29 protein-coding genes are annotated in these 26,409 nt (G+C 59.3%); 10 read left to right on the plus strand and 19 right to left on the minus strand.

Annotated elements, in window-relative coordinates; genetic code table 11:
* Positions 1 to 193: 193 nt before the first annotated feature.
* Positions 194 to 1,006 carry an alpha/beta fold hydrolase gene (locus ACQKPC_RS10145; RefSeq protein ID WP_192344119.1) on the plus strand — a complete coding sequence of 271 codons (813 nt, stop codon included), beginning with the start codon at positions 194 to 196 and terminating at the stop codon, positions 1,004 to 1,006.
* A gap of 94 nt (positions 1,007 to 1,100) precedes the next feature.
* On the opposite strand, the gene dsbG is transcribed toward ACQKPC_RS10145, so the two are convergent.
* The 5 genes from dsbG to ACQKPC_RS10170 all read right to left on the minus strand — a co-directional run bounded on the left by dsbG (position 1,101) and on the right by ACQKPC_RS10170 (position 6,433).
* On the minus strand, positions 1,101 to 1,868 hold the full coding sequence (dsbG, locus tag ACQKPC_RS10150) for a thiol:disulfide interchange protein DsbG (protein ID WP_427624353.1): 768 nt from the start codon (positions 1,866 to 1,868) through the stop codon (positions 1,101 to 1,103).
* A complete protein-coding gene (locus ACQKPC_RS10155) occupies positions 1,844 to 2,710 on the minus strand; it encodes a prolipoprotein diacylglyceryl transferase family protein (RefSeq protein WP_427624354.1) in 867 nt (288 codons plus the stop codon). The genes dsbG and ACQKPC_RS10155 overlap by 25 nt, the downstream gene beginning before the upstream one ends.
* On the minus strand, positions 2,710 to 4,449 hold the full coding sequence (gene dsbD / locus ACQKPC_RS10160) for a protein-disulfide reductase DsbD (protein WP_427624355.1): 1,740 nt from the start codon (positions 4,447 to 4,449) through the stop codon (positions 2,710 to 2,712). The genes ACQKPC_RS10155 and dsbD overlap by 1 nt, the downstream gene beginning before the upstream one ends.
* Positions 4,450 to 4,589: 140 nt before the next feature.
* Positions 4,590 to 5,558 carry a tetratricopeptide repeat protein gene (locus tag ACQKPC_RS10165; RefSeq protein ID WP_427624356.1) on the minus strand — a complete coding sequence of 323 codons (969 nt, stop codon included), beginning with the start codon at positions 5,556 to 5,558 and terminating at the stop codon, positions 4,590 to 4,592.
* 179 nt (positions 5,559 to 5,737) lie between these two features.
* Positions 5,738 to 6,433, minus strand: coding sequence for a hypothetical protein (locus ACQKPC_RS10170; protein ID WP_427624357.1), 696 nt, complete (start codon positions 6,431 to 6,433; stop codon positions 5,738 to 5,740).
* Between the two features lie 337 nt (positions 6,434 to 6,770).
* Between ACQKPC_RS10170 and ACQKPC_RS10175 the strand changes: the two genes are divergently transcribed.
* The 5 genes from ACQKPC_RS10175 (at position 6,771) to ACQKPC_RS10195 (ending at position 11,408) form a co-directional block, all read left to right on the plus strand.
* The gene (locus tag ACQKPC_RS10175; protein WP_427624358.1) at positions 6,771 to 7,451 is read left to right on the plus strand and encodes a response regulator; all 681 of its coding nucleotides are present in this window, start codon (positions 6,771 to 6,773) and stop codon (positions 7,449 to 7,451) included.
* Positions 7,448 to 8,773, plus strand: coding sequence for an ATP-binding protein (locus tag ACQKPC_RS10180; RefSeq protein ID WP_427624359.1), 1,326 nt, complete (start codon positions 7,448 to 7,450; stop codon positions 8,771 to 8,773). The genes ACQKPC_RS10175 and ACQKPC_RS10180 overlap by 4 nt, the downstream gene beginning before the upstream one ends.
* Positions 8,774 to 9,057: 284 nt before the next feature.
* A complete protein-coding gene (locus ACQKPC_RS10185; RefSeq protein WP_063341055.1) occupies positions 9,058 to 9,543 on the plus strand; it encodes a GNAT family N-acetyltransferase in 486 nt (161 codons plus the stop codon).
* Between the two features lie 143 nt (positions 9,544 to 9,686).
* Complete coding sequence (locus tag ACQKPC_RS10190) at positions 9,687 to 11,099, plus strand: aspartate aminotransferase family protein (RefSeq protein WP_427624360.1); 1,413 nt, start codon at positions 9,687 to 9,689, stop codon at positions 11,097 to 11,099.
* 81 nt (positions 11,100 to 11,180) lie between these two features.
* Positions 11,181 to 11,408, plus strand: coding sequence for an MbtH family protein (locus ACQKPC_RS10195; RefSeq protein WP_007934245.1), 228 nt, complete (start codon positions 11,181 to 11,183; stop codon positions 11,406 to 11,408).
* A 203-nt stretch (positions 11,409 to 11,611) separates the two neighbouring features.
* Here ACQKPC_RS10195 and ACQKPC_RS10200 read toward each other — a convergent pair whose 3' ends face one another.
* From ACQKPC_RS10200 to ACQKPC_RS10240, 9 genes are all read right to left on the minus strand, one after another.
* Positions 11,612 to 12,583, minus strand: a complete 972-nt coding sequence (locus tag ACQKPC_RS10200; RefSeq protein WP_427624362.1) for a metal ABC transporter substrate-binding protein — start codon at positions 12,581 to 12,583, stop codon at positions 11,612 to 11,614.
* A complete protein-coding gene (locus tag ACQKPC_RS10205; RefSeq protein WP_427624364.1) occupies positions 12,584 to 13,483 on the minus strand; it encodes a metal ABC transporter permease in 900 nt (299 codons plus the stop codon).
* The gene (locus tag ACQKPC_RS10210; RefSeq protein WP_427624383.1) at positions 13,483 to 14,256 is read right to left on the minus strand and encodes a metal ABC transporter ATP-binding protein; all 774 of its coding nucleotides are present in this window, start codon (positions 14,254 to 14,256) and stop codon (positions 13,483 to 13,485) included. Before ACQKPC_RS10210 ends, ACQKPC_RS10205 begins: the two co-directional genes overlap by 1 nt.
* A 74-nt stretch (positions 14,257 to 14,330) precedes the next feature.
* Positions 14,331 to 15,260, minus strand: a complete 930-nt coding sequence (locus ACQKPC_RS10215; protein WP_427624365.1) for a metal ABC transporter substrate-binding protein — start codon at positions 15,258 to 15,260, stop codon at positions 14,331 to 14,333.
* 35 nt (positions 15,261 to 15,295) lie between these two features.
* On the minus strand, positions 15,296 to 15,871 hold the full coding sequence (locus tag ACQKPC_RS10220) for a DUF6162 family protein (RefSeq protein WP_427624366.1): 576 nt from the start codon (positions 15,869 to 15,871) through the stop codon (positions 15,296 to 15,298).
* Positions 15,868 to 16,188, minus strand: a complete 321-nt coding sequence (locus ACQKPC_RS10225) for a hypothetical protein (RefSeq protein ID WP_063341052.1) — start codon at positions 16,186 to 16,188, stop codon at positions 15,868 to 15,870. Before ACQKPC_RS10225 ends, ACQKPC_RS10220 begins: the two co-directional genes overlap by 4 nt.
* Positions 16,185 to 16,727, minus strand: coding sequence for a hypothetical protein (locus tag ACQKPC_RS10230; protein WP_008075575.1), 543 nt, complete (start codon positions 16,725 to 16,727; stop codon positions 16,185 to 16,187). Before ACQKPC_RS10230 ends, ACQKPC_RS10225 begins: the two co-directional genes overlap by 4 nt.
* Complete coding sequence (locus ACQKPC_RS10235; RefSeq protein WP_427624367.1) at positions 16,724 to 17,929, minus strand: PepSY-associated TM helix domain-containing protein; 1,206 nt, start codon at positions 17,927 to 17,929, stop codon at positions 16,724 to 16,726. The genes ACQKPC_RS10230 and ACQKPC_RS10235 overlap by 4 nt, the downstream gene beginning before the upstream one ends.
* Positions 17,930 to 18,288: 359 nt before the next feature.
* Complete coding sequence (locus tag ACQKPC_RS10240) at positions 18,289 to 18,747, minus strand: VOC family protein (protein ID WP_192344136.1); 459 nt, start codon at positions 18,745 to 18,747, stop codon at positions 18,289 to 18,291.
* A 223-nt stretch (positions 18,748 to 18,970) separates the two neighbouring features.
* Here ACQKPC_RS10240 and ACQKPC_RS10245 point away from each other — a divergent pair, with 223 nt between their 5' ends.
* The 4 genes from ACQKPC_RS10245 (at position 18,971) to ACQKPC_RS10260 (ending at position 23,192) form a co-directional block, all read left to right on the plus strand.
* Positions 18,971 to 19,240, plus strand: a complete 270-nt coding sequence (locus tag ACQKPC_RS10245) for a hypothetical protein (RefSeq protein WP_007906574.1) — start codon at positions 18,971 to 18,973, stop codon at positions 19,238 to 19,240.
* Between the two features lie 101 nt (positions 19,241 to 19,341).
* On the plus strand, positions 19,342 to 19,956 hold the full coding sequence (locus tag ACQKPC_RS10250) for a LysE family translocator (RefSeq protein ID WP_008075565.1): 615 nt from the start codon (positions 19,342 to 19,344) through the stop codon (positions 19,954 to 19,956).
* A 205-nt stretch (positions 19,957 to 20,161) separates the two neighbouring features.
* A complete protein-coding gene (locus ACQKPC_RS10255) occupies positions 20,162 to 21,328 on the plus strand; it encodes a cysteine desulfurase family protein (protein WP_427624368.1) in 1,167 nt (388 codons plus the stop codon).
* Between the two features lie 55 nt (positions 21,329 to 21,383).
* Positions 21,384 to 23,192 carry an aminopeptidase P family protein gene (locus ACQKPC_RS10260; RefSeq protein WP_427624369.1) on the plus strand — a complete coding sequence of 603 codons (1,809 nt, stop codon included), beginning with the start codon at positions 21,384 to 21,386 and terminating at the stop codon, positions 23,190 to 23,192.
* 58 nt (positions 23,193 to 23,250) lie between these two features.
* Here ACQKPC_RS10260 and ACQKPC_RS10265 read toward each other — a convergent pair whose 3' ends face one another.
* The 5 genes from ACQKPC_RS10265 to ACQKPC_RS10285 all read right to left on the minus strand — a co-directional run.
* Positions 23,251 to 23,847: a 2-hydroxychromene-2-carboxylate isomerase gene (locus ACQKPC_RS10265; RefSeq protein WP_427624370.1), complete on the minus strand. Its 597-nt coding sequence runs from the start codon at positions 23,845 to 23,847 to the stop codon at positions 23,251 to 23,253.
* Between the two features lie 36 nt (positions 23,848 to 23,883).
* Entirely contained in the window at positions 23,884 to 24,624 is a 741-nt protein-coding gene (locus ACQKPC_RS10270) for an SDR family oxidoreductase (protein ID WP_427624371.1), read from the minus strand.
* A 98-nt stretch (positions 24,625 to 24,722) separates the two neighbouring features.
* Positions 24,723 to 25,004 carry a hypothetical protein gene (locus ACQKPC_RS10275; RefSeq protein ID WP_063341042.1) on the minus strand — a complete coding sequence of 94 codons (282 nt, stop codon included), beginning with the start codon at positions 25,002 to 25,004 and terminating at the stop codon, positions 24,723 to 24,725.
* Positions 25,005 to 25,172: 168 nt separating this feature from the next.
* Positions 25,173 to 26,060, minus strand: coding sequence for a threonine/homoserine exporter RhtA (gene rhtA, locus ACQKPC_RS10280; protein ID WP_427624373.1), 888 nt, complete (start codon positions 26,058 to 26,060; stop codon positions 25,173 to 25,175).
* Positions 26,057 to 26,409 (minus strand): hypothetical protein (locus tag ACQKPC_RS10285; protein ID WP_427624374.1); only part of this gene is annotated, 353 nt, incomplete at its 5' end. The genes rhtA and ACQKPC_RS10285, both read right to left, overlap by 4 nt.

A 26,409-nucleotide genomic window follows, 5' to 3' on the forward strand; every position in this document is an offset into this window, starting at 1 on the left:
GTTTGTGAAGGCCCCTTCGCGAGCAAGCCCGCTCCCACATGGGGCTTGCGAATACAGATTCAGTGTGGGAGCGGGCTTGCTCGCGAAAGGGCCAGTGCAAACACCACATAAGGTTCGGGTTGACTGCCGATCGCCACCGGCTCAGTCTTCCTGTGCTTTTTTAATGGATATTATTTCACCAGGGAGACAGTCGATGCCTTTCGTAACGGTTGATGGACAAGCGCTTCACTACATTGATCAAGGCACAGGCCCTGCGGTACTGCTGGCCGGCAGTTACCTGTGGGATCAGGCTATGTGGGTGCCGCAGATTACGGCGCTGTCGCAGCACTATCGGGTCATCGCCCTGGACCTGTGGGGCCATGGCCAATCCGGGCGGATGCCCGAATGCACAAACTCGCTGGATGACGTGGCACGCCAGGCCCTGGCATTGCTCGATCATCTGGACATCCATAAGGTCACGCTGGTCGGTCTTTCGGTCGGTGCCATGTGGGGCGTTCGACTGGCGCTGTCAGCACCGCAGCGGCTCAACGGTCTGGTGCTGATGGACACCTACGTCGGCGTCGAGCCGGAACCGACTCGCCAATACTATTTCTCGCTGTTCAAGCAGATCGAAGACAGCGGTGTGATCTCGCCGCAGTTGCTCGACATCGTGGTGCCGATCTTTTTCCGGCCCGGCATCGATCCGCAATCGGCGCTGTATCAGGATTTCCGCGCCAGACTGGCTGCGCTGCCGGCCGACCGCTTACGTGAAAGCATCGTGCCAATGGGGCGGATTACCTTTGGTCGTGATGATCTGTTGCCGCGCCTGGGTGAACTGAACCCTGAAACCACGCTGTTGATGTGCGGCGATCAGGACAAACCGCGACCGCCGTCGGAAACCAGAGAAATGGCCGAGTTGATTGGTTGCCCGTATGTGCTGGTGCCGGAGGCTGGGCATATCTCCAATCTGGAGAATCCGCAGTTCGTTACAGATGCACTGCTGAAGTTTCTAGGCGGGAGAAATTAGCCGATTTTGATGGCCTCATCGCGAGCAGGCTCGCTCCCACAGGTGACCGCATATCCCTGTGGGAGCGAGCCTGCTCGCGATGGGGGCGGTGGGATTACTTCGGCCCCAAAATCTTCACCAATTTATCCGGCGACGGCGCACCTTGCTGCTGTTGCAGCTGGCCCTTGTCATCCATGTAGAAAATCGCCGGCGTGGCGGCCAGTTCCAGCTCCTCCATCAACTGCATGTTCGCCGCGAGTTTCGCCTGAATCGCCGGCGGCACATCTTTCAGGGCTTTGAGCGAGCTGTCCTTGCCGGATTTCTCATGGTCTGCCAACGCTTTTTGCGGGTCTTTGGCAGCCAGCAGCGCGGCGGATTTGCCCGGGCTGTCTTCGCGAATGATGCCGACCATGATGTGCCGCAACTGCACCTTGCCGGCCTTGACCCACGGCCGCGCCTGTTCCCAGAACATGTTGCAGTACGGGCAATTCGGGTCGCTGAACAGATAGACGATTCGCGGTGCGTCCTTGTTGCCGTCACCGATCCAGTTGCTTGCTTCCATCTTGCCCCAGACTTCCTTGGCCATTGGCGCGTAGACCAGTTTCTGCAACGGCGCGCTGCTCAGGTCATTGCCTTCGGCGTCGTACAAATTGCCCAACAGTACATGTTTGCCGTCCGGGGTCAGGTACAACGCCATGCCACGGTTCTGGTACTGCGCCGCATAACCGCGCAGGCCGTCGGGCGCGTCGAAGGTGCCGACAATTTTGGCGCCTTTGGCTTCGATCTTCTTGATCGCTTCAGGCAATTCTTCGGCCTGTACCGACGGCAAGTGCAGCAGGGCGGCACCCAGGGTTAACGTCAGCAGGTGGCGGAGGCGGAGCATGGCAATTTCCTTGAAGGCGTGGCCGAGGTGGCCGGGTTCGGGGTGTCGAAGTTTTCCAGGGCGCGGGCCAGGCTGGCTTCAGAGAGCTCGCCCAGATGGCTGCCCAGCAGGTGCCCGTCGGGGCTATAGAACAGCGTAGTCGGCAATGCCATGGAACCCACGGCCTGACCCAAGCGACCGCGGCCATCGAACAGCACGTTAGTCAGGCTCAGGCCCTGGGTTTCGAGGAAGGTGGCGACGCTCTGCATGCTTTCGGCCTGGTTGACGAATAGAAAAGTCAGGTCCGGACGCTGTTGCTGGGCGTTTTCCAGCACCGGCATTTCCCGGCGGCAGGGCGGGCACCAGGTGGCCCAAAGATTGATGACCAGCGGGCCGCCCCGGTAATCGCTGAGTTGCACCGTTTGCCCAGCGGCATTGCGCAGGGTGATCTGCGGCAGACGCGTGCCTTGTTCGTAAATACTCAGGGAGAACGTCGCCAGCAGCCAGAACACCAAACCGCTGCCTACGCCGAAGCCCAACGGCCGACGCATGCCCGGACGACGCCAGCCTCGATACAACGCAGCAAGCAGCAACACGACCACCCCCGGCCAGGCGAGGAAACCACCGTCGCGCAGGTCGATGATCTGCCATGGATCGTTGCGATACTGCGCCCAGTAGGCAATCACGAAACCGACCCGGGCCGCCAGCAGGCCCAGTAGGAACAGGCTGAACAGCACCGACTCCGGGTTCTCGCCACCACGCTTGGCCACCCGCCAGCCGACAAAAGTCGCCAGTGCCAGGGCACTGATCAGCAGCAGGTGATTAAGCGCGATGGCAAAGGTGCCGAGGGTAAAGGTCAGCATTAACGAGCGTCTCGGGTGGTGGTCCAGCGTTGCAGGAAGGTGTCGGCATCGACCTCCCCGGTGATGCGCTGGCTGCGGCGCTCGATGCCGTCAGTGCCGATCCACAACAGGCTTGGCGGCCCCGGCACTTTATAACGGCCGAGCAGTTCGCGGCTGGCGGCATTGTCGGCGGTGACGTCCAGCCGTAGCAAGCGTACATCGCTGAGCGCTTGCAGGACTTGCGGTTTGCCGAAGACCTGTTTTTCCATGACTTTGCACGCCACACACCAGTCGGCGTAGTAGTCCAGCAGCACCCATTGGCCCTGGGCCTTGGCCGCATCGAGTTCGCGTTGCAGCACCGCGGGTTCCTTGATCGTCGTGAAGGCATCATGAATGCTGGGCGCGGCGGCGTCGGTACGGCCGGCGCTGTACACCTGCAATGGCTGATACGGATCGTCACTGCCACCCGCCGCACCGACCACCAGCAGACTGCCCCATAGACCCAACAGCAACGAACTGGCGCCGAACAGATGGGCAATCCGGCCAAACCCCTGCGACTGCTTCCAGGCGCTATAGGCGGCGATCAGCAGCAAGGCACCGCACAACCCGAGCCACAGCGATTCATCCAGCACCGGGCGCAACATCAGCAGCGCGGTGGCGAGGAACAGGAAACCAAACACGCCTTTGAGCAGGTTCATCCAGGCGCCGGGTTTGGGCAGGAAACGATTGCCGACGGTCACCAGCAACAGCAGCGGTATACCGATGCCGATGCCCATGGCGAACAGAATCAGCCCGCCGTGCAGCGCATTGCCGCTCTGGGCGATATAGAGCAGGGCGCCGGCCAATGGGGCGGTCATGCACGGACCCACCAGCAGGCCGGACAAAGCCCCGAGCACACCGGCACCGATCAGGCTGCCACCGCGCTGATTGCGCGAAACATGTTCCAGTCGATCACGTACCGCCACCGGCAACTGCAGCTCGAAGAAACCGAACATCGGCAAGGCCAGCAGCACGAACACCGCCGCAAAGCTGCCCAGCAGCCATGGATTCTGTAGCAGTGCCTGAAGGTTCGCCCCGAGCAGCGCAGCCACAACGCCCATCGCCGCATACACCAGTGCCATGCTGATCACGTAGCTGCCGGCCAGTGCAAAACCGCGCTTGGGCGTGGCGCCACTGCCAACGATCAACCCCGCCAGAATCGGCAACATCGGCAACGAGCAAGGCGTGAACGCCAGCAGCAGGCCCAAGCCGAAGAACACCAGCAAGCTCCAGCCCAGCGCCCGTTGTTGCAGGTCGCTGGCCAAGGCTTGATCCGGTGCCTCATTTAAAAGGCTCGGCATTGTGGTGTTGCCTAAATACACCACTTGAGTGTGGGGCGGATAACACAACCCGGCATCGGCACAGCCCTGGAACCCCACCTTGATCTGGCCGCTGGCACCCGCCGGGATCTTCAGTTCCAGGCCTTGGCGATAAACCTGCTGTTCACCGAAAAACTCATCGCTGTGAGTTTCACCTTCAGGCAACACCGGTTTGTACTGCGCAGGCAAATCGTCGAACTTCAGGCGTTTTTGGTAAAGGTAGTAACCGTTGGCAATCTGCCAGAACAATTGCGTTTCACCGGACGCCAGGCGCTCGGAGGTGAAGATGAACGCTTTTTCGATGGGTAGAAAGTCGGGTTTTCTGTCGAATGGATTGTTCCCTGGCTGCGCCTGAGCAAGGCTGGCAAACAGCCAGAGAAGAAAAACAAGAAAACCGCGCATCGACAAGGCCTTAAACATTGCAATTGCCGAGCACGATGATGGCTGCCGATTAACCCGGTGTTAACGAGCAGGACATGATTATTAGCCAGGCTGATTCGCGCTGGAATCCAGGATTCACAGCGCGAATCATTCTTAATGGCTTACTGAAGATCGCTGTAGGTCAATCTGAATTCCGACAGTGGGGGATGCGTACGCTTCCACTCCTGCGCAAATGCCTTGCCGGCTTCTATGTCTTCTTTGGACATGTCCTGCGCAATGATTGAAAGATTGTTAAACGCGGTGTTGTAGCGCGGGGATTCCCGAGAGGTATCGAGCACCAGCCAAATGAGGCCGTAACTTTTGATCAGGTTCTTCTCGAAGCCATATTCGGTATCGATGCCATTCTCATCCTCATAGACGCCACCCAACCCATAGCCGTACTCGAGCACTGCGTTTACATCGTTCAATTGTGCCCTTTTGATCAGCCACTCTCTCCTGGTGGGAAGATCATGGCTAACGGGTGGGCGATTGCTGTACCAGTGCATCGCCCGGGAGAACCCCGCCTCGGCCGCACGTTTGAGCCAGCGGTCGATAGTAGACCTGCGTTCAATCGCATCCGGAATGAGGGTGTGGTCCTTGTCATACACGATGGCGAGTATGTATTGCCCTTCCAGAAAACCTGCTTCAGCCGATTTTTTCAGCCAGGCGATATCCTTGGTTATTTCATAAAGTTGAAGCATGGCTTCGCCATCGCCGCTGTCGGCACGCCCTTGCGCAAGTGTTTTGGCTTGCTTAAGGGACGCGTCATCAGCCAATCGCAGCAGGGCGTAGACGTCGCCCTGAGCTGCTGCCAGGGCGTACCAATCTCTGTCGGCGTGGGTTTTATCCTCCTCCTTGAGGTTGTTTTCCCGGCGCCTGATGACTTCTGCGAGTGCGTACTGCGATTCACGATCTCCAGCGGTGGCGGCAATGGTCAGATAAGCCTCCGAATCCCGGTATTCCCCCAGGTTGTAGAGCTCCAGCCCCTTTTTTCTGGCGGTTTCTTGCTCATTGGTCAACCGGGCAATCAGCGAGCTCAATGTGTTGAGCAAGCTGAACAGAGTCGTCAAAGCGGATGAGTGTGTATACATAGTCAATACCTGTGTGAGTGGACAATTGGGGTGGTACGCACACAGGTTATTCAGGTGAGAAGGAGGACGTGCGTTACATATATATATGACGCGCGAGAAATCACCCGTCGTCTGGAGAAAAGCCAGCGGTCCCCCGGCCCAAGGCATGATCCTCCCAGGAAGCGGAATCCGATGCGGTCTCAGTCTTGTATCAACCCTGGCCAGGTGTCGTCATCTATTATTGTCGGTCCCGTCTCTGCCCTGTTGTCCTTTATGTTGTATCTGATGTATCTGTTGTTGGTCAGAAAGATATAGAAGTAGCTGTCGAAAAGCGGGGCGTCGTTTTGCACGGCTGTTATGATTCGGTTTTTGTAAGGTCCCAATCCGGGCCAAGAGTCAGGTGTGATGGGCTTTATTGATGTTTTTTGTGTTCTGTAATTGAAGTTGATGTAATGTCCATCATTCGTCAAAAACTTGAATAGATATTTGAAGCCGAATATTTCCCACCATGTGCCGGCCACGATGCGGTCGAAATAAGGAAGTAGCGAGTGCCACAACGAATCTTCAAGACGATAAGTTCCGGTTACTTTGTCGTAATCCTGGTCGTACTTACAGACCATCGGAGTGCCATTGGCATAATAGAACAGCCATAAAATGTCATCACCTCCGTTCGGGTGGCCCCCAACCCCAGTGACTGTAAAGCCGAAACGCAGATCTTTGACGTGAGCGTGAAAGCTTCCCCAGTTATCGGCTGTTATCTCGGCAGGATATCCCTCGTCAACCTTGTTCTCGCCAAGATCAAATCTGGAGTAGGTATTGCTGTCTTTGAAGAAGAAGTAAATTTTATCTTTTCCTGCGCGCCAATCGACGGCAACAAAATTCTTGAGTGTCGGCATGATCTGATTCCTTTCAGTTGGCTGAAGAGTACTTATAGTAAATAAATGGCATCTCTTCGAACCTGATAGTGTGGGGCGTTAATGTCGGAGTTAGACTATCGTTAGATATTGATCTTTGGTATGGCTTTTTGTGGGTTGATTGTTTCGGTTTGAGACTGATATGTTTCATGTCAACTAAGAGGAGGGTGTCAAAATGATTAAGGCGATCATCAAGTACCCATCTGGTACGCTGGACGACCACTGAGCGAAAGGCCTGCTTCTCGTCGGCCGTGGGGCTTGCCATAATTGCGGCTTAATCCACATCTGTTTGACTCGCGTTTTTGCTCATGGAGCTCCCATGCACGTACTGGTTTGCGAAGACGATGAGCTGATTGCCAGCGGCATTGTTGCCGGCCTCACGGCCCAGGGCCTGACGGTGGAACACGTGGCCACCGCTTCCGCCGCCCGGGCGATGCTCAAGGTGGCCGAGTTCGACGTCATGGTGCTCGATCTCGGACTGCCGGACGAAGATGGCCTCAAGTTGTTGCAGCAGTTGCGTCACAATGGCCTCGAAATCCCGGTGCTGATCCTCACTGCGCGGGATTCGGTCACCGACCGGGTCGACGGCCTGCAAGCCGGTGCCGATGACTACTTGCTCAAACCGTTTGACCTGCGCGAACTCGCCGCCCGTCTGCATACGCTGTTGCGACGGGTGGCGGGTCGCAGCGTCAACCTGATTGAACATGGTCGTTTGACCTACGACCCGAGCAGCCGAGAAACCCTGCTCGGCGGCCGACCCGTCGATTTGTCGCGCCGTGAACAATCGCTGTTGCAAGCCTTGCTGCATAACCGTGGCCGGGTGTTGTCCACCGAGCAACTCAAGGACAGTGTCTACGGTTTCAATGACGAACTGGAAAGCAACGCCCTTAACGTCCATATCCATCACCTGCGGCGCAAACTCGGCAACGGCATCGTCGAGACCGTGCGTGGCTTGGGCTATCGCCTGGGGCCGGCCGATGGCGGAGAGCAATCGAAGTGATGAGTCTGCGTTTGCGCCTGAGCCTGACCCTCGGCGCCGCGTTTGCGCTGATCTGGGCCCTGGCCGCCGCCTGGATGCTCAGTGATCTGCGCAACCAGATGATGTTTTCCCTGGACCAGCGGCTGGTGGCGTCGGCGCGGATGGTGGCCGGGCTGCTGGAGCAACTGCCGGCGTTGCCGAGCAAGGGCGAGGGGACCCATTTCAGCGCTGAACAGCTGAGTATCCCTGGCGGCATGGCCTGTCAGGTCAGCTCGTTGCGCGGCGAAATTCTGGCCCGCAGCCACAGTAGCCCCGAACAAACCCTGGAAGCTGAAAAAATGGGCTTCCATGATCAAATGATCGACGGCGCACCCTGGCGCAGCTTCACCCTGGCGCGCGGTAATGTGCGCATTACCACTGCCGACCGGCAAATCGAGCGCGAAGCGCTGAACATGTCCATCCTGCTGGCGGCCTCGGTACCGGTCGGCGTGGCGCTGCTCGGCTGCCTGTGTCTGTTGTGGCTCGGCATCGGTCAGGGGCTGGCACCGCTTAATCGTATGCGCGATGCGCTGATGCGGCGCAGTGCCGATTCCCTGGAGCCGTTGCAGATCCAGCCGCTGCCCAGCGAACTGCAACCGCTGCTGGAAACTCAGAATCAGTTGTTCCTGCGTATTGGCAAGACCATCGAGCGCGAACGGCGCCTGACCGGTGATGCCGCGCATGAATTGCGCAGCCCGCTGACCGCGATCAAAACCCATCTGCAAGTGGCGCGCATGACTGAAGGCAGCGCCCGGGATCAGTCCCTGGCGCGGGCTGAAGAGGGCGCTGACCGACTTCACCGCACGCTTGAACAATTGCTGCTGCTGGCGCGCGTCGAGGGCAGTCTGTCGTTCGATGATGGCGTGCAATGCAGCGCCGAGCAGGTGGCGAAACTGGCGATACAGGATGCGGCCAGCGGTGATCGTCAGCGGATCAAGTTTCAGTTGCCGACCACATTCTCCGATGCGCCGCTGCAAATGCCCGCGGTGCTGTCGATTGCCGCATTGCGCAACTTGCTCGACAACGCCCTGCGCCATACCCCAGGAAATGGGGCCGTGGAGCTGAGCCTGGAAACCACCAACAATCGCGTGCGCTTTTTGGTCCGCGACCACGGCCCGGGGATTGCCGAAGATGACCTGCAACACCTGACCCAACGCTTCTGGCGCAACGGCCAGAGCACCGGTTGCGGCCTCGGCCTGGCGATTGTCCAGGCCATCGTCCAGCGTTGCGGCTGCACCCTGCATTTCGACAGCCGCCCGGATGGCTTGCGGGTCGAGCTGACCATGCCTCTGCAACCGGTCTGACCAACAACACCAAACCCTGTGGGGGCGGGCTTTTGTGGCGAGGGGGCTTGCCCCCGTTGGGGCGCGAAGCGGCCCTGAATCCTGTCATCGCAGTGCATCGGATGCACCGCATGAGATGGTTCACGACTGCTTCGCAGTCGAACGGGGGCAAGCCCCCTCGCCACAAAAGCCCCACACTGTTTCTGTGTCACACACCAAATGTAACGTCTCTCCATTAGCCACCCGGCCCTCACAGCGCTATCGTCCCTGGCAGCTTTGACTCAATGGATTGAGGTAACAGCGCCATGGATGCATCGATACACATCTGCAAGGCAACGGCTGCCGACGCCGGGATCATCAGCCGCATCGTCGAGCGCTCCATTCGCGTCGGCTGCGCGCTGGACCATCGCAACGATCCGCGCACCGTCGCCACCTGGACCCACAACAAAACCATTGAACACGTGCAACCCTGGCTGGCCGACTCGCGGTTGTACCTGAACATCGCCCTGTTGCAGGACAAACCTATCGGCGTCGCCATGGCGGCGATCAGCGGAAAGGTCGCGTTCTGCTATGTACAGCCTGAATGGTTTCGGCGAGGCGCCGGACAAGCGCTGGTGCATGATCTCGAAACCTGGTTGATCGCTCAGGGTTTGCCTCACGCGCGGCTCAACAGCACCCGTACCGGTGAGGCGTTTTACCACCGTCTGGGTTACCGGGCTTGCGCTGAAACCTTCACCGTGGCGGGACTCCACGCCATTCCCATGCACAAGGCGCTGTCACCACCTTCATAGAAAGCTGATCGAGGGTCTAAATCCTTGAGGTCCTGATGCGTTTCCAGAACAGGAAAACCTGCAAGTGCGCCCCGTGACCGGAACGCGCACCTGCCCGGTGTGCAGTTTTGGTCACTATCAACAGCGTATTGAGGGATCGAGAGATGTCAGTCGCTATCAGCCTTATCGAAGATCAGCCTGCCCGGATCGTTCCGACGCCTGCCGAGACGCTTTATCAGTTCAACGAATCGCCATTGCTGGCTCGTCAAAGCCAGCAGGAGTCGAACGCCCGCAGCTATCCGCGGCGCATTCCCCTGGCACTCAAGCGAGCCAAGGGCATTTATGTCGAGGATGTCGAAGGCCGCAGTTTCATTGATTGCCTGGCCGGTGCGGGGACTCTGGCTTTGGGACACAACCACCCGGTGGTGATCGAAGCGATCCAGCAAGTGCTGACCGATGAACTGCCGCTGCACACACTCGACCTCACCACGCCGGTCAAGGATCAGTTTGTTCAGGACCTGTTCGGTCTGTTGCCGCCGGCATTGGCCGCTGAAGCGAAGATTCAGTTCTGCGGCCCCACCGGCACCGATGCGGTAGAAGCCGCGCTGAAACTGGTGCGCACCGCCACCGGACGCAGCACGGTTTTGTCGTTCCAGGGCGGTTATCACGGCATGAGCCAGGGCGCGCTGAGCCTGATGGGCAGTCTGGGGCCGAAGAAACCGTTGGGTGCGTTGCTCAGCAGTGGCGTGCAGTTCATGCCGTATCCCTACGATTACCGTTGCCCGTTCGGGCTCGGCGGCGCGCAGGGGGTGCAGGTCAACCTGAGTTACCTGGAAAACCTGCTGAATGATCCAGAGGCCGGCGTGCAATTGCCTGCTGCGGTGATCGTCGAAGCGGTACAGGGCGAGGGCGGGGTGATTCCGGCCGATCTCGACTGGCTGCGCGGCTTGCGACGCATCACCGAGAAGGCCGGCGTAGCGCTGATCGTCGATGAAATCCAGAGCGGTTTCGCCCGTACCGGCAAGATGTTCGCCTTCGAGCACGCCGGGATCATTCCGGACGTGGTGGTGATGTCCAAAGCCATCGGCGGCAGTCTGCCGCTGGCGGTGGTGGTCTATCGCGACTGGCTCGACACCTGGCTGCCGGGCGCCCATGCCGGGACCTTCCGCGGTAATCAGATGGCAATGGCCGCAGGCTCTGCGGTGATGCGCTACCTGACAGAGCACAAGGTTTGCGAGCACGCCGCCGCCATGGGCGAACGCCTGAGTGAACACCTGCACATCCTGCAACGGGACTTCCCGCAACTGGGCGATATCCGCGGACGGGGCTTGATGCTGGGCGTTGAGCTGGTCGACCCGACCGGCGCGCCGGACGCTCAAGGGCATCCACCGATATTCGCTCGGCTGGCGCCGTTGGTGCAGCGCGAATGCCTCAAACGCGGATTGATCCTCGAGCTGGGCGGGCGTCACGGCGGTGTCGTGCGTTTCCTGCCACCGTTGGTGATCACAGCAGCAGAAATCGATCGGGTGGCCGACATTTTCGGCAGGGCCATGGCCGCAGCCACTGCCAGCCTCTAAATTTTTTGGTGCCTTGAACGTTCCTTCTACATAACGGCTGCGCACGGCGTGCAGCCCACCCTACAGCGATGGAGAGACAGCATGACGTCAGTATTCGACCGCGAGGACATCCTCTTTCAGGTCGTGGTCAACCACGAAGAGCAATACTCGATCTGGCCCGACTACAAAGCCGTGCCACAAGGCTGGCGCACCGTGGGCAAGAGCGGCCTGAAAAAGGAATGCCTGGCCTACATCGAAGAGGTCTGGACTGACATGCGTCCACTGAGCTTGCGCCAGAAAATGGAAGAACAGGCGGCTGTGGCTCACTGAGTCACCGCGCAAAAAGAAGCCCGCTGAACCGGTAAGGTCAGCGGGCTTTTTCATGTCTGGAGTTTGTGTTGCCCGTCAGGCCGCCATCGCGAGCAGGCTCGCTCCCACATTTGATCGGTGGTGATCACGGAGTATGTGCTCGACACAAATCCACTGTGGGAGCGAGCCTGCTCGCGAAGAACGATAACGCGGTCTAACTGACGTTACACCCCGCTCAACCCCTTGATCACCTGATCCACATTCCCTTCCAGCTCGGCCACCGGATCCGCCGCATCGACACTCAACACCACCAACCGACTACCCGCCTCGGCAATCACCGCTTTCACCGCGTCCGACGGCTGGCGATGATGCAGCACCACCGCCACATCATTGTTTTTGAGCGTTGCGCCCAATTGCGTCAGCGCCTGCGGCGTCCACTCGGCATCCGACCGTGCATCCAGGCCGATCAGCTCCAGGTTAAGGCCGCCGATCAGGTAGCCGAAATGATCGCTCAGGCTCATCACACTCAAGTTGTCGGCATAGGCCAGCCGTGACTCGCTGTCAGCGCTGAGCTTGAGCAGGCGCTGTTTGAGTGCTGCCAGGTTGGCATCGATTTTCGGCTTGGCCGCTGGCGCCAGGCGCACCAGGTCTGCCGCCATGACATCCGCCATCCGGCCCATGTTGTTGCTGGCCAACCAAGGCTGACTGTTCAAACCGTCGATCTTGCTGCCAGGCTGTATGGCGATGCCGGGCAGAGCGCCGTCCACCGGGCGGGCGGCGTCGATTTCAATGATGCGGATATTGCTGCGACGGGCGTTCGGATACAGCGGATCATCCGGCCATAGCGAACGCAGGCCGATGACCGCATCCGCGTCGATCGCCAGCTTATTGAGCGCTTGAGCGCCGCGACCGGTGAAATAAGCGGTCTGCCGACTGCCGGGAAGGTTGGCCGGCGCAGCGCGCTCAAGGCTGACATCGGTGCCCTCCAGCAGCAGGGCACCCAGACCGTAGGTCACAGGCAACGCTGCCAGCACCAGCACTTTGTGCGTTGAAGTCGAGGCAAAGAGCGCGGTGTTACCGACACCGTGATTGGCCACCAGACGCATCGGTTCGAAGGTATCGGTGGCGGATGCGTTGAACGAGGCTGGCCCACACAAGGTCAGCGCCAGGGTCAATTGACGCAGAGAAAAAGACATTTATCCGAGGTTCCCTTTCAGACTTGGAACGATGCCACGAGCAATCGCGGCCAGGGCGAAGGCGATACCGGCCACCAGAATGATCGCGGCGCCGGACGGGATAGGCAGGTCAAAGACAATCGGCGCGAGAATTCCGCACAGCGTGCTGACCGTGGCGATCAGCACCGAACACCAGAAAAAACCCTTCAGCGACTGACTGAGCAACCGCGCGGCCGCCGCAGGAATCACCAATAGCGCACCGACCAGAATCGCGCCGATAACTTTCACCGCCGCCACCGTGATCAGGGTCACCAGGATCACGAACAGGTAATCCAGGGTCTTCACCGCCACACCGCGCACCGCCGCCAATTGCGGATTGAAACTGGCGAGCATGATGCGGTTGTACAGCGGTAGGGCCAGCGCCATCACCAGCGAACCAACAATGGCCAACACCAGCAGGTCATTGCCGTTGACTGTCAGCACTGAACCGAACAGCACGTTTTCCAGGATGTGCACGTTGATTTTGCCTGCCAGAATCAATAACAGGCTGGCGCCCAACGCCAACGACACAGAAAGGAACACGCCGATCAAGGTATCCGGCGCCAGCCCCGTACGGTTGCGTAAATAGTTGAGCAAAATGCCGAACAGCAGGCAGTAACCGAACAGGCTCCCATAAGGCCCGGTGTAGGGTTCACCGAGCAGAATGCCGATGGCCACACCGGTCAGCGCCGCATGGCCCACCGCTTCGGAGAAAAACGCGAAACGCTTGACCACCACCAGCGTACCCAAGCCGCCCAACACCGGGCCGATCAACAGCCCCGCGAGCAGCGCGTTGACCACAAATCCATAGGCCAGCGCTTCCGGCAGGTAACCCGACGAGGCCCAACCCTGGATCATCAAACGAAAGGCTTCGTAACTCATCAGGCAGCGCTCCGGGGATGGGTCGAGAACAAGGTCAGCAGTCGCTCCGGGGTCAGTGCCTGTTTCGGCGTGGCATCGAACAGCACACGGCGATTGAGCCCGGTGACCCGGTCCGCCAGTCGCCCGACCGCTTCCAGATCATGCTCGATCCACAGCACGGTGATGCCGCTCTGGCGCCAGTCGCCCAGTAGTCGTTCGAACACTTGAATACCGGCCTCATCGAGGGCCGACATCGGTTCGTCGAGCACCAGCAACTGTGGCGCCGGAATCAGTCCTTGCGCCAACAAAACGCGCTGGCGCTCACCGCCGGACAATGCGCCCATGCGCCGCTTGCGTTTGTCCTGCATGCCGACCCGTTCCAGTGCTTCGCCGATGGCCGCCGCGTAGTGTTTACTCAACCCGAGAAACGCCGGGCGCCGTTGGCACATCGCGGCCATGAAGTCATCGACGGTCATCGGTAAACCACGATCGAACTCCAGCGCCTGAGGCACGTAGCCGATGGTCCCCGGTTCGCCAGGCCATTGCAGGCTCAATCGACCTTGATGCGGCATCTGTCCGAGCAGGGTCTTGATCAGCGAGCTCTTGCCGCCACCGTTGGGGCCGACCAGTGCGTGCACGCTGCCGGGCCGAACCTCAAAGGTCACCTTGTCGAGGATTGTCGTGCGACCCAGCGTGAGGCTGACCTCGGCGAAATCCAGGGTCGGCCCCGAAACCTGTGGGAGCGGCGGTGCGGCGATCCGACTTGCCCGCGAAAGCGGTGGGTCAGTCAACATTGATGTCGACTGATACTCCCTCTTCGCGAGCAAGCCCGCTCCCACAGGGGATTCAGTGATGGTTTCTTGAGCCGTCATGCGCCGGACTCCTGAATCGCGCGGACCACGGTATTGAGGTTGCCGGTCATTTCTATTTCGTACTTGTCGGCGGTGTATTCGCCGTAGGAAATGTGCGACAGCGGATACAGCTTCACCCCGGACTCACGCTGGATGGTCTCGACGTAAGTGGACGGAAAATCCATCTCCGAGAAGATCACTTTCACGTCCAGCTCCCGCAGCTGATCGATGGTCTTTTTCAGTTGGCTGGGGCTCGGTTCGATACCGTGGGCCGGCTCGACCACAGCGGTCACTTCCAGGCCGAACTCGCGCAGCAAATAGTCGTAGGCGGCATGCACCGTGGCCACGCGAAGCTCGGCGTTCGGCGCCTGGGTCAGTTTTGCCAGGGCGTCGGCGCGCATCTGTCGCAGGCGTTTGCCGTAGGCGCGGGCGTTCTGGGTATAGGTCTTGGCGTTGGCCGGGTCGAGCTTGCCCAGTTCCCGGGCGATGTTGTTGACCTGGGCAATGGACGCACTGATCGACAGGAACGTGTGCGGGTTGACCACCTTGCCGGCGCCCCGTGCAGCGACGCCGGTGGCGGCCAGCAGGGGCACGTTTTCGTTGGCTTCGATCACCTTGATGTTCGGCGTTTCGCTGGCGGCGATCATGCGGTCGGCGAAGTCGTCATGGCCCACGCCGTTAAGCACGACCACGTCCAGCCCGCTGATGCGCTTGATGTCTTCGGCCCGCGGCTCGTAGGCATGCGGATTGAAACCGGCCGGGATCAGCGGCACCACTTCGGCTTTGTCACCGACGATGTTGGCCACGTAACTGTAATAAGGGTGCAGGGTGATGCCGATGCGCAGGCGCTTGGCTTCATCGGCACTGGCCAGAGGTGTCAGCAAACAGGCAAACAGACCGACCAGTAGCAGGCGCAAAAAGGAATGACGTTGAGATGAACTAGGCATGGGAAAGCGGTCTTCTCTCGGGTGAAGGCGAGGGTTCAATGCCGATGTTGGCGGGTGACGCCGGCATCGAATTGCGCGACGATCTGCTGCCAGCCGGCGCCGTTGAGCGCAGCGTCGGTGAGATCGTTCGGGGCGTTGAGGGTGCTGGCGCGGTTGAGCCAGATGTCTGGCGCAGTGTCGTCTTCAGCGGTCAAGCGCATCAGAAACGAACCGGCAACGGTTGGGGTCTGGCTTTGGCCGAAGTAGGCCTTGGTGTCCAGCAACTGCCAGGCATGGCCACCGCGGCTGACAGAACTGGCGTCCTGGGCAAACGGCGCAAAACCTTCATCGGCGAGGGTGGCGGGTGTGGGCAGTGCTTGCTGTTCCTGACGCAACAGATGAATTTCATCCAGCGTGACCCGCAGGTCGGCGTAGATGCCTTGCTCGGATGCGCTCAGGTCACGACGGGCATCCAGTTGATGGCTGCCAACGCTACTCACCTCCTGAGCCTCGCCGCGCCAGGCGACCACGGAGCCGGCAACCGCCAGGATCATCAGGCACAGCAGCAACACATAGAGGGTTTCATGGCCGGCGCCGGCCGGGCGGACGATGTGTGTGGTTGGTGTCGTCATGGGGCTTGGATGTCCGCTTGGTCGATCTCGACGACATGGCCAGGACCGGCGTCGAACAGCACATAGAACTCAGCGCCGGGTTTCTTGAACGTCAGGGTCGAATCGGCGCCGAGCTTGCCCGGCACCAGAATGGTTTCGTCGTAGCCGATCACGTCCAGGGTCACGCCCGGCGCGCCGCTGCCGTCGGAGAAACCGCCGGTGCACTGGATCTGTTCGGCATCGATGGCCTTGCATTCGCACATCGGGTTGTGAGCCAGGGCGCTGGTGCTGAAGGCGGCGCAGAACATCAATAGAACGGGGCGAAAAGCGTTGATCATGGTTTGCCTCCTTGTTTGTTCAGCCAGGCGAGGGTGGCCGGGGATGCCTGGCTCAGGGGGATGGACGCTTGATGCATGGCGCCGTCCCAGCCTTCCATGGTGATCCACAGTTCGGCGTCGGTTTTGGTCTTTTCGGGCACCGGCAGCATCGCGCCCATGCGGTATGGTGTACCGAAGAAAATCACCCCGGCGGCGCGCAGGCTGCGTGGTTTGCCGATGCGCAGGTAAGTCGCCTTGACCTCATCGCGACAGCGCTCGCACAGTGCTGCGTTGAAACCTTTCATGTGGCCAGCCGGGCCGGTCAATCGTGGCGCCTCGTTGCGCAGTTCGGCCAGTTGCAGGCTCCAGGGGCCGACCTGGATTTCGCCGATTTCCCGTTCCCCCAGTCCGCTGTCGCCCCGAAACAGCGAGGCGTCGGCAAAGTATTTGGGCATGAAGCCCAAAGGGATCAGCAGCAAGAAAATGTTGATGTGGAAGCGCCATTTGCGCCAAAGCAGGCTCGCCCGGGAAGGCTGCGGTGCAGTGATCGTCTTGCTCACAGGTTGCCCTCCGGAGTCTGTTGGTTCATGACCGTTTGCGGTCTCGACACCGGGAGCGGAGCCTTGTTGCTGCGCTTGAACGCATTGGCGGTGGCCAGGGCGGTGCGTTTGGTCCAGATCAGCAAGCCGCTGAGCACCATCATGCTCAGCAGCAAACCGAAGAAGAACCAGATCAGCTTGATCCAGATCCCGCCAAAGTCACCGGTGTGCAACGGACGCATCGACTCGGTCACGAATTCCAGGCTGGAGCGATCGGACAGCAGCCGTGTGCTGGCAATATCGCCGTTGTACGGGTTGACCTCGGCCGTCTGGAACATCAGCGGATACCAGCTTCGACCACCGACCGACAGGTGGCTGTAAGCGTTGCCCGGCAGGCTGACGAAACTCGCTTCCAGTCCGGGGATCTGTTCCTGAGCGACCTTGATCGCCTGTTCCAGGCTGATCATCGGGGCCGGTTTGCCGGTGCTGGTCAACGGCACGCTTTCGCGCGAGACGACCGACACCACCGGTTCCGTGGTAATCGAAATCTGGTTGTCGAACAGAATCGCCTTGATCAGGAACCAGACACCGGTGATCGAGATCACCGCAATGAACCAGATCGACCAGATACCGCTGAGCCGGTGAAAGTCGCCCCAGAAAATCCGCGCGCCATGGCGAATGCGCAGGGTCGGTCGGAAGAAGCCTTTCCAGAACCGTTTGTAGACCACCAGCCCGGTCACCAGCGACGCCAGCATCGGCAGCCCGAGGAACGACACCAGATACCAGCCCCAGCTGTAGCCGTTGGTGAACGGCACCAGCCACCAGCCATGCAGTGCGCGGGTGAATGCCTTGAAGTTGAATTGTGGAGCGGTGCCCTGAATCACCCCGCTATAGGGGTTCACATAGACCGTCACCTCGCGGCCGTCCGGGTAACTGACGTCCACGTCCAGGGCGAAATGCGACTCGTCGGGGCGACTGATGCTCTGGACCAGCGTCTGGGGTTCGGCCTGTTTGATGGCGGCGACAATCTGGTCATAGTTGAGCAGCGGCGCGTCGTCTGAAGGCGCGCTGGCCCGCATTTGCGGGTTGGCCAGCCAGACGATTTCCTGACTGACCACCGCCAGCGTGCCGGTCACACAGACGATCAATACAAAAAACCAGATGGGCAGCGCCAGCCAGCTATGGACCAGAAACCAGAGTTTTGAGCGGGATTTCTTCGACATGATTAAAGGTCTTGTTTCGATGAGAGGACTACTGCTGCGGGCTTCCCAGCGGTGCGGTCCATGAAAAGTCCGGCCGTGGCTTTTGCCTACGCGACCGACTGCATCTAAATAAGACGTATGAGCATCGGAAATCCCGAAAGGGGATATGAAAGTAAATGTTTCGTATTGCTGGCTGGGCGGGGGGCGGGTTTATTTGCGAAAAGGTCTGACAGTCAAATTGGATGTTGAAGGTGATGGCCTCTTCGCGAGCAAGCCCGCTCCCACATTGGATTGGTGTCGAACACACATTATGTGTACGCAGCCGATCAACTGTGGGAGCGGGCTTGCTCGCGAAGAGGCCCGAACATTCACTGGAAAACTCAACCCTGCTTAAACATCTCCTTCGCGCGCTGTTCGATCTGCTCCTGAGTCAAATCCTCCTTGCGCGTGGCCAGAAACCACAGATGCCCGTAGGGATCCTTCAAAGTCCCCGAACGGTCGCCATAAAACTGATCCTTGACCTCGGACACCTGCGTGGCACCGGCATCGATGGCCTGTTTAAAGGACTTGTCCACATCGTTCACATACAGATGCAGCCCCACGGACGGCGACTTGTCCGGGTTGCTCAATGGGCCCTGGTCGCAGGGTGTGCCAAGCATGATCGGGCAGTCACCAATACGCAGCTCAGCGTGCCCGATCCCGCCATCGGGCATGGCCAGGCGCATGACTTCGGTGGCGCCAAAGGCCTTCTTGTAGAAGTCGATGGCTTCGGCAGCTTTCTGAATGCCTAGATAAGGGGTGATGCTGTGATAACCCTCTGGAATAGGTTTTACGCTCATGACGGTTCTCCTTTTGTTGTGGGGTTAAGGTGTTCCTTCGCCGATTTCCGGTCGAGTAACTATAGGTCAGCCCTTTTCCCGCAACCGAGTGCCCGACGAGCAGTTGGCAAAGACTGCGATCTTTTGATCCGATACCCACTATCGAGAGCGTTGATTTCTACCCTTCAAGCGGCACGGGTAGCCTGTGTTCATTGCCCCAAACACAGATCTGCGGACGCCCGAAATGAAATCTCTGCTCGCCACTTTCTTGCTGCTCGCCATCTCCGTTCTCGCCGGATGTGCCAGCCATGTTTCACCGGAATTGCGGCCCTACACCGCTGAAGAAACCCGGGAACTGGCGCTGGAGGCGCTGAATCGTCGTGGCTTGTCCTTCGACGAGTACCACGCGAAGAAAGCCGAATTGCTCGGCCAGCCGGCAAAATCGTTCAGTTTCGACAAACAAGGCGAGATGAACGCCGAACGCGCAGTACAGCTGCACGGTCGCCCAAGCTGAGCGACAACTGTACTGCTCGAACTTTCACGCAACTGTCCATGGGTTTCCCTCAAGGCGTGCGATAGGGTCAATACCTGACTGACCCTGATGGACTGCCACCCATGACACTCTCGCTCGACCTGCTGCTGGGCTTTGCCCTGTTTGCCCTTGTCACCTCGATCACCCCCGGCCCGAACAACACCATGTTGCTGGCATCTGGCGTGAATTTTGGCTTTCAGCGCACCATTCCCCACATGCTGGGTATCACTTGTGGCTTCTTCGTCCTGGTGGTCGCTGTCGGTTTCGGCCTGGGCACGGTGTTTCAAACCTATCCAATGCTTTACACCGTGTTGCGCTATGTCGGCGCGGCGTATTTGTTGTACCTGGCGTGGAAGATTGCTCATTCCGGGCCGGTAGCCGAGGGTGAACAGGGCGAGGGCAGGCCGATCAGTTACTTGGGTGCGGCAGCGTTTCAATGGGTCAACCCCAAGGCCTGGATCATGGCCATCGGTGCGATCAGCACCTACACGCCGATGCAGGGCTATTTCACCAATGTGATTGTGATTGCCGCGGTCTTCGCCTTGATCAACCTGCCAAGCGTCGGGGTGTGGGCCGGTTGCGGCACGCTGTTGCGCAATGTGCTGCGCGATCGCCGCTGGTTGCGGCTGTTCAACTGGGGTATGGCCTTATTGTTGGTGGCTTCGATGTATCCGTTATTGCTCGAAAGTTTTAGCTGACGCATTGCTTCATCCGGTGGCCCGATGCCTGTTAAGCTCGACTTCAGGAGCGTTCCTACGCACTTTTAAATGAAGTTGTTCTTCTTTAATGGCCTCCGATCAGGTATTGCTGTCGTTCTGAAAATTCGGCGTCGCTCATGAGGCGGCGCTTTGACATTTCCAGTGACGAGCTTCCTGATCCCGGAACACGCTCTGCGAGTCTTTTATGAATAAACGTCCGTTGTATTTCGACTACGCCGCCACCACGCCGGTGGATGAGCGGGTCATCAAGGTCATGGTCGAGTGTCTGGGTTTCACAGGTAACTTCGGCAATCCAGCGTCCAGTTCCCACGCCTTCGGCCAACAGGCCCGGCAATCGGTCGAGCAAGCACGGCGCCAGGTCGCCGAGTTGGTGGGCGCCCAGGCGGAGCAGATCGTCTGGACTTCCGGCGCCACCGAATCAAACAACCTTGCCCTCAAGGGCGTGGCCCAGGCCCGCGGTGTATCCGGCGGCCACATCATTACCAGCCAGATCGAACACAAAGCGATTCTCGACACTGCAAAACAGTTGCAGGACGCAGGCGTTGCGGTGACGTATCTGGTGCCCGATGCCGAAGGCCTGATTACTCCACAAGCGGTCAGTGAAGCGATGCGTGAGGACACCTTTCTGGTGTCATTGATGCTGGTCAATAACGAACTGGGCACCATCAACGACATCCCGGCCATCGGCCAGGTGGTGCGTGATCGCGATGCGTTATTCCACGTTGATGCGGCTCAGGGCGCGGGCAAAGTGGCGATCGATCTGGCCCGGTGGCCGGTGGATTTGATGTCGTTCTCGGCGCACAAGGTCTACGGTCCCAAAGGCATCGGCGCGCTGTATGTCGGTCCTCGTGCTCAGCAGCGTCTGCAGGCGCAGATCCACGGCGGCGGTCACGAGGGCGGGTTGCGTTCCGGCACGCTGGCGACGCACCAGATTGCCGCAATGGGGGCAGCCTTCGCGTTGGCGGCCACCTCGTTCGATGAAGAAAAAGCCACCATCACGCGTCTGCGTGAACGCTTGCTCGAGCCGCTGCTGAGCATTCCCGGGGTGCGCCTCAATGGCAGCCCGACCCAGCGCATTCCCCATACCCTGAGCCTGACTTTCAACGAAGGCGAGTTCAGTTCCGCGGCGTTGAGCACCTCGATCGCGTTTTCCGCGACCTCGGCCTGTAATTCCGCCAGCAATGCGCCGTCCCATGTGCTGCTGGCCCTGGGGCATGACGCACGCTCGGCCAGTCGCACCATTCGCTTGAGCCTGGGGCGTTTCACCACCGAACAGGATATCGATCAAGCGGTACACCTGATTAAAGCAACTTGCGCCAGTGCTCCGGCATTCTGGGCGACAGGTCCTTAAGCGCCGACTCCGATCGGCACCGAATAATAATGATGAGTGGTTAGCAGGAGACACGATGAGTACACAGCCTTTGACCAATGGATTGGTACCCCAGCGCCTGGCGCAAACCCGCGAGCTGATGAGCCGGGAGGGCATTCATGCTCTGCTGGTGCCGTCAGCCGACCCGCACCTGTCGGAATACCTGCCGGGCTATTGGCAGGGACGGCAGTGGCTGTCGGGTTTTCATGGCTCGGTGGGCACGCTGATCGTCACGCCGGATTTCGCCGGTGTCTGGGCCGACAGCCGCTATTGGGAACAAGCGAGCAAGGAGCTCAAGGGCAGCGGCATCGAACTGGTCAAGCTGCAACCGGGTCAACCCGGCCCGCTCGATTGGCTGGCCGAGCAAACCCCTGAAGGCGGTGTCGTCGCAGTCGATGGCGCGGTGATGGCCTTGGCCTTCGCGCGTACTTTGAGCAGCAAACTCGAAGAACGCGGCGCACGTCTGCGCACCGACATCGATCTGCTGAATGAAGTCTGGAGTGATCGTCCAAGTCTGCCGAATGAGCCGATCTATCAACACTTGCCGCCTCAGGCGACGGTCAGCCGTGGCGAAAAACTCGCCAAACTGCGTGAGGTGCTGAAAGAGCGCGGTGCCGACTGGCACTTCATCGCCACCCTCGATGACATCGCCTGGCTGTTCAACCTGCGCGGCGGCGATGTGTCGTTCAATCCGGTGTTCGTGTCCTTCGCCCTGATCAGCCAGCAGCAGGCCACCTTGTTCGTCGCCCTGAGCAAAGTGAGCGCCGAGCTGCGCGCCATTCTTGAGCAGGACGGCGTGACCCTGCGCGATTACAGCGAAGTCACCGCCGCCTTGCGCGCCGTGCCGAGCGGCGAGAGCCTGCAAGTCGATCCTGCGCGGGTCACGGCGGGTCTTTTGGATAACCTGAACAGCGGCGTGAAACTGCTCGAAGGCCTGAACCCGACCACCTTGGCCAAGTCGCAGAAAAGCCTGGCCGATGCCGAGCACATTCGTCGGGCCATGGAGCAGGACGGCGCGGCGCTGTGCGAATTCTTCGCCTGGCTGGAAGCGGCTTGGGGGCGTGAGCGCATCACCGAACTGACCATCGACGAACACCTGACCGCGGCGCGTACCCGACGTCCGGATTATGTCTCTCTGAGCTTCAACACCATTGCCGCGTTCAACGCCAACGGTGCGATGCCGCACTACCACGCCACCGAAGAAGAACACGCGGTGATCGAGGGTGACGGCTTGTTGCTGATCGACTCCGGCGGCCAATACCTGGGCGGTACCACCGACATCACCCGAATGGTGCCGGTGGGTACGCCGACTGACGAGCAGAAGCGCGATTGCACCCGCGTACTCAAAGGCGTGATTGCGCTCTCCCGTGCACAGTTCCCACGAGGCATTCTGTCGCCGTTGCTGGACGCTATTGCCCGCGCACCGATCTGGGCCGAAAGCGTCGACTACGGCCACGGCACTGGTCACGGCGTCGGCTATTTCCTCAATGTTCACGAAGGTCCGCAAGTCATCGCCTATCAGGCTGCTGCGGCACCGCAAACCGCGATGCAGCCGGGGATGATCACCTCCATCGAACCGGGCACTTACCGTCCGGGTCGCTGGGGAGTGCGGATCGAGAACCTGGTATTGAATCGTGAAGCAGGCAAGAGCGAATTCGGGGAGTTCCTGAAATTCGAAACCCTGACCCTGTGCCCGATCGACACACGTTGTCTGGAACCAGCGCTGCTGACTGAAGACGAAAAGCAGTGGTTCAACGGTTATCACGCCGAGGTGCGTGAACGCCTGAGCCCGTTGCTCAATGGTGCGGCCCTCGAATGGTTGAACACCCGTACCGCGGCCATCTGAGCGGTTTGAGTCCAGGCGCTGTTTCCAGCGCCTGGCTCAGGTCATAGGCCGGCGCTGGTTATTGCGCACGCAGGGCTTCAAGGACGAAGTCCAGTCGATCCTGGCCGAAGAACAACTGATCACCGACAAACATGCTTGGTGCACCGAATACACCGCGCTGCACCGCTTCCTCGGTGTTTTCCTTGAGGGCGGCTTTGACGGTTTCATCGGCGGTCAGTGCCAGCACCTCGTTTGGATCGAAACCGTTTTGCGTCAGCACGGCGGCAACAGTCGCTGGATCATCGAGGCTGCATCCCTCAACCCAAAGGGCGTGAAACAGGCAATCGATAAACGCCTGAAAGCGTTCGGGATGGCGTAGTTGCATACCTGTGACAGCGCGCATCAGCATCAGGGTATTGATCGGGAAGTTCGGGTTGAACTTCAGCGGTACGCCATAGCGTTTAGCATAGCGGTCCAGGTCCTGGAACATGTAGCGACCCTTGGCCGGTATGGTGATGGGGGAAGCATTGCCAGTAGCTTTGAAGACGCCACCCAGCAGCATCGGTCTGTAGATCAGCTGACTATCGGCCTGTTTGCAGATCTTTGGCAGTTGGGTATGGGCGAGGTAAGTGGCGGGGCTGCCGAGGTCGAAAAAGAACTCCACGGTTTTGCTCATGGTCGATGTGCTCTTCTTGTTGTTGTAGGGGAGGGCTTACCAGCGTTCGCTCCAGGGGCGCAGATCCAGCTCGAAGGTCCAGGCGTCCCGTGGCTGGCTGTGCAGGTACCAATAGTTTTCGGCGATGTGCTCGGGATTGAGGATGCCGTCCTGATCCTTGGTCGCGTATTTTTCCGGGAAGTTGTCGCGGATAAAGTCGGTATCGATGGCGCCATCAACTACGACGTGGGCGACGTGGATGTTCATCGGTCCCAGTTCACGGGCCATGCTTTGCGCCAAGGCGCGAATCCCGTGCTTGGCACCGGCGAAGGCGGCGAAACCCGCGGCACCGCGCAAGCCAGCAGTGGCGCCGGTGAACAGGATCGTGCCTCGTTGGCGGGTGACCATGCGCTTGGCCACTTCACGGGCGTTGAGAAACCCTGAGAAACAGGCCATTTCCCAAATCTTGAAATACTTGCGGGCGGTTTCTTCGAGGATGCTGCACGGCACATTGGCGCCGATATTGAAGACGAACGCTTCGATGGGGCCGAGCTCGGTTTCGATCTGCTCGATGAGCGCTATCACGTCTTCTTCATTACGCGCATCGCAGGCAAAACCGTGGGCCTCGCCGCCATTGGCTGTAATGGAGTCTACCAATGGCTGGAGTTTGTCTGCGCTGCGACGTGTGACGCAGGCGATATACCCTTCACGGGCAAAACGTTTGGCGATGGCGCCGCCGGTGGCATCGCCCGCGCCGACGACCAATACGATGTTCTTGTTATTGATAGCGGTGGTCATGGATATCGCCCTTTGCTGAACGGTCATTGACTGATGAACGTTAGCAGCATCGGCGCGAAGCGCCTATCGGGCTGCGCAAGCCCGATAGAAAGGGAGGGTTACTTGCAGATGACGATCATGCTGCGGCTGGTGTAGCCGGCAGGGTTGAGGCCGAACGGATAGTCACCGGGCTCTTCCACCGTATCCCCTGACTTGGCGATGACCTTGTAACCCTTGGGCGCGCACGAATTGGCGGCGCTGGTGTAGCATTTGTCCCACGAGGACGAGAGCCCCGAACAATTGATATGCAGTCCTTTCTTGCCGTGTTTCGTCTGGGGTTTCGAGGTCGCTGCGCAGCCCGCAATTGCAAGTACGGCGATCAGTATCAAAATTCGTTTCATTGCTGTCCTTAATAGCGGCCCCGGATCTGTGCCTGGGTCTGCCTGCATTCGCTTTTGCTTGAAGCGTTCTGATATCCCTATCTGAAAAAATCCATGTCTGACACTGAGTTACGTAGCCCAAACATGGCCTAATTGAGCGGTAAATACCAGACCTTCGTCAATCTTGTTTCAATCTGCTGCGACCACAGGCTTGGCGCTACTCCCCATGGTCATGGTCGCGCCGACGGAAGCCAGAATGATGCACAGGATAGCCATCCACTGTGACAGGGAAAGGTATTCCTGGAGAAACAACAGGCCGGACAGCGCACCGATCGCAGGTTCGATGCTCATCAATGTACCGAAGGTCCGGGCTGGTATCCGTGTGAGGGCGACCATCTCCAGGGTGTAGGGCAGGGCGGTGGACAAAATGGCGACCCCGATGGCCACGGGAATCAACGAGGGTGTCAGTAGCGCAGCGCCAGCGTGGACAATACCAATGGGAGCTACGAACAGGGCGGCAATCATCACGCCCAACGCAGCGGTCTGCACCCCATTATCAGCACCAGCCTTCTGGCCGAACAGAATGTACAGCGCCCAGCAGACACCAGCACCGAGGGCGTAACCTGCGCCGACCAGATCGATGCCCGTGCTCGTGGCGCCTGTCGGAATCAATAGCAGTAAACCCAGGGCTGCCAGAGCAATCCACAGAAAGTCGATCGCTCGACGTGAGGCGTAAATAGCGACTGCCAATGGGCCGGTGAACTCCAGGGCTACGGCGATACCCAGGGGGACAGTGCGCAAGGACATGTAGAAGAGGAAGTTCATGCCGCCCAACGCCATCCCGTAGACGATAACGGTGCGCAGGGATTTCGCAGTGAGCTTCGCTCGCCATGGGCGCAATATAAGCAGCATGATCACACTGGCAAAGATCAGTCGCAGGGTGGTCGTTCCTTGAGCACCGATGACCGGGAACATGCTTTTGGCCAGGGAGGCTCCGGACTGGATTGATGCCATGGCTATCAAGAGCAGGCCAACCGAGAACAGGGTCGAGGCAAGACTGCGGGGGTGGTCATTCATTGCGTGGCATCGTCCGAAGTAGCAAGCGAGAGTATTGTTGTATGTGTTGGGCAATATACTGCGCATTCGTTGCGGGCGCATCTATATATAAGGAGGGTTTTTGAACATCCTGATAGAAAAACCAAATCAGGGGTTGACGGCAGATTCTGGACGTCTATAATTCGCCCCACTTCCGGCGCAGTCGAAACGGAAAACTCCTTGGTAAACAAAGAGTTACGCAGTTTTCGGCAGCGGTTACGCTTCAGTTCATCGAAGCCAGAAGGAGTTGGTAAGGCAGTGTGTTTTCGCCTTATTGACGGTTCGATCATCTCGGTCGAAAGCGGAGAAAAAGAGGTGTTGACAGCAGCGA

Origin of the sequence: Pseudomonas sp. NPDC089918 (assembly GCF_050280605.1) — a bacterium.
Taxonomy (GTDB): Bacteria; Pseudomonadota; Gammaproteobacteria; order Pseudomonadales; family Pseudomonadaceae; genus Aquipseudomonas.

What these genes read in the sequence shown, in the direction of transcription:
- ACQKPC_RS10145 (WP_192344119.1), top strand. Translation starts at nt 194, where the DNA reads ATGCCTTTCGTAACGGTTGATGGACAAGCGCTTCACTACATTGATCAA.
- dsbG (WP_427624353.1), bottom strand. Translation starts at nt 1,868, where the DNA reads ATGCTCCGCCTCCGCCACCTGCTGACGTTAACCCTGGGTGCCGCCCTG.
- ACQKPC_RS10155 (WP_427624354.1), bottom strand. Translation starts at nt 2,710, where the DNA reads ATGCTGACCTTTACCCTCGGCACCTTTGCCATCGCGCTTAATCACCTG.
- dsbD (WP_427624355.1), bottom strand. Translation starts at nt 4,449, where the DNA reads ATGCGCGGTTTTCTTGTTTTTCTTCTCTGGCTGTTTGCCAGCCTTGCT.
- ACQKPC_RS10165 (WP_427624356.1), bottom strand. Translation starts at nt 5,558, where the DNA reads ATGTATACACACTCATCCGCTTTGACGACTCTGTTCAGCTTGCTCAAC.
- ACQKPC_RS10170 (WP_427624357.1), bottom strand. Translation starts at nt 6,433, where the DNA reads ATGCCGACACTCAAGAATTTTGTTGCCGTCGATTGGCGCGCAGGAAAA.
- ACQKPC_RS10175 (WP_427624358.1), top strand. Translation starts at nt 6,771, where the DNA reads ATGCACGTACTGGTTTGCGAAGACGATGAGCTGATTGCCAGCGGCATT.
- ACQKPC_RS10185 (WP_063341055.1), top strand. Translation starts at nt 9,058, where the DNA reads ATGGATGCATCGATACACATCTGCAAGGCAACGGCTGCCGACGCCGGG.
- ACQKPC_RS10190 (WP_427624360.1), top strand. Translation starts at nt 9,687, where the DNA reads ATGTCAGTCGCTATCAGCCTTATCGAAGATCAGCCTGCCCGGATCGTT.
- ACQKPC_RS10195 (WP_007934245.1), top strand. Translation starts at nt 11,181, where the DNA reads ATGACGTCAGTATTCGACCGCGAGGACATCCTCTTTCAGGTCGTGGTC.
- ACQKPC_RS10200 (WP_427624362.1), bottom strand. Translation starts at nt 12,583, where the DNA reads ATGTCTTTTTCTCTGCGTCAATTGACCCTGGCGCTGACCTTGTGTGGG.
- ACQKPC_RS10205 (WP_427624364.1), bottom strand. Translation starts at nt 13,483, where the DNA reads ATGAGTTACGAAGCCTTTCGTTTGATGATCCAGGGTTGGGCCTCGTCG.
- ACQKPC_RS10210 (WP_427624383.1), bottom strand. Translation starts at nt 14,256, where the DNA reads ATGTTGACTGACCCACCGCTTTCGCGGGCAAGTCGGATCGCCGCACCG.
- ACQKPC_RS10215 (WP_427624365.1), bottom strand. Translation starts at nt 15,260, where the DNA reads ATGCCTAGTTCATCTCAACGTCATTCCTTTTTGCGCCTGCTACTGGTC.
- ACQKPC_RS10220 (WP_427624366.1), bottom strand. Translation starts at nt 15,871, where the DNA reads ATGACGACACCAACCACACACATCGTCCGCCCGGCCGGCGCCGGCCAT.
- ACQKPC_RS10225 (WP_063341052.1), bottom strand. Translation starts at nt 16,188, where the DNA reads ATGATCAACGCTTTTCGCCCCGTTCTATTGATGTTCTGCGCCGCCTTC.
- ACQKPC_RS10235 (WP_427624367.1), bottom strand. Translation starts at nt 17,929, where the DNA reads ATGTCGAAGAAATCCCGCTCAAAACTCTGGTTTCTGGTCCATAGCTGG.
- ACQKPC_RS10240 (WP_192344136.1), bottom strand. Translation starts at nt 18,747, where the DNA reads ATGAGCGTAAAACCTATTCCAGAGGGTTATCACAGCATCACCCCTTAT.
- ACQKPC_RS10245 (WP_007906574.1), top strand. Translation starts at nt 18,971, where the DNA reads ATGAAATCTCTGCTCGCCACTTTCTTGCTGCTCGCCATCTCCGTTCTC.
- ACQKPC_RS10250 (WP_008075565.1), top strand. Translation starts at nt 19,342, where the DNA reads ATGACACTCTCGCTCGACCTGCTGCTGGGCTTTGCCCTGTTTGCCCTT.
- ACQKPC_RS10255 (WP_427624368.1), top strand. Translation starts at nt 20,162, where the DNA reads ATGAATAAACGTCCGTTGTATTTCGACTACGCCGCCACCACGCCGGTG.
- ACQKPC_RS10260 (WP_427624369.1), top strand. Translation starts at nt 21,384, where the DNA reads ATGAGTACACAGCCTTTGACCAATGGATTGGTACCCCAGCGCCTGGCG.
- ACQKPC_RS10265 (WP_427624370.1), bottom strand. Translation starts at nt 23,847, where the DNA reads ATGAGCAAAACCGTGGAGTTCTTTTTCGACCTCGGCAGCCCCGCCACT.
- ACQKPC_RS10270 (WP_427624371.1), bottom strand. Translation starts at nt 24,624, where the DNA reads ATGACCACCGCTATCAATAACAAGAACATCGTATTGGTCGTCGGCGCG.
- ACQKPC_RS10275 (WP_063341042.1), bottom strand. Translation starts at nt 25,004, where the DNA reads ATGAAACGAATTTTGATACTGATCGCCGTACTTGCAATTGCGGGCTGC.
- rhtA (WP_427624373.1), bottom strand. Translation starts at nt 26,060, where the DNA reads ATGAATGACCACCCCCGCAGTCTTGCCTCGACCCTGTTCTCGGTTGGC.